The organism is Staphylococcus sp. 231237_7MaSpsaltlick (genome assembly GCF_043107035.1).
The window spans coordinates 1-467 of sequence record NZ_JBICNX010000358.1; the positions used below are offsets into that span (position 1 = coordinate 1).

The 467-nt window shown below is 31.0% G+C and carries 1 protein-coding gene; it reads right to left on the reverse strand.

From position 1 onward, the window contains the following. Positions 1–161: 161 nt before the first annotated feature. On the reverse strand, positions 162–467 hold a 306-nt coding region (locus tag ACF91D_RS31875; RefSeq protein WP_392438721.1), incomplete at its 5' end, for a phage scaffolding protein.

Sequence of the window (467 nt, forward strand, 5' to 3'; positions counted from 1 at the left end):
ATCAATAACAGCATATGGTGAGAAGCGAATTTCCTTCTCTAATTTCCCACCCACTACATTTGCTAATACTTCTGGATTAATCAAATCTGCTTTTTTAGTTTGTTCACTAGCGAAAAATTGTAAATTTAACTGTAGTTTATTTTTCATTATTCAATCTCCTTTTACTTTGATAATTTTTCATATAATTCAGGATTATTGTTCATCAAATCAATATGTTCTTCATAAGTTAACTCACTGAACTTTTCTTTTGTAATATCGTCATATTTATTAGGATTATCTCCAGCATGTGGAGTATTACCAGTTGCCTTAACTCCTCCGAACAAATGCGCGTTTTCTTCTTTGAAACTTTCTAAGCGTTTATCTAAACCTTTTACTGTTCCATCGTCTTGTAATTCCAATCCTTCTTTATTAATAAGTTTTAGAACATGATCAACGTTAACAGCGTCTTTAGCTACTGCAACTTTGAT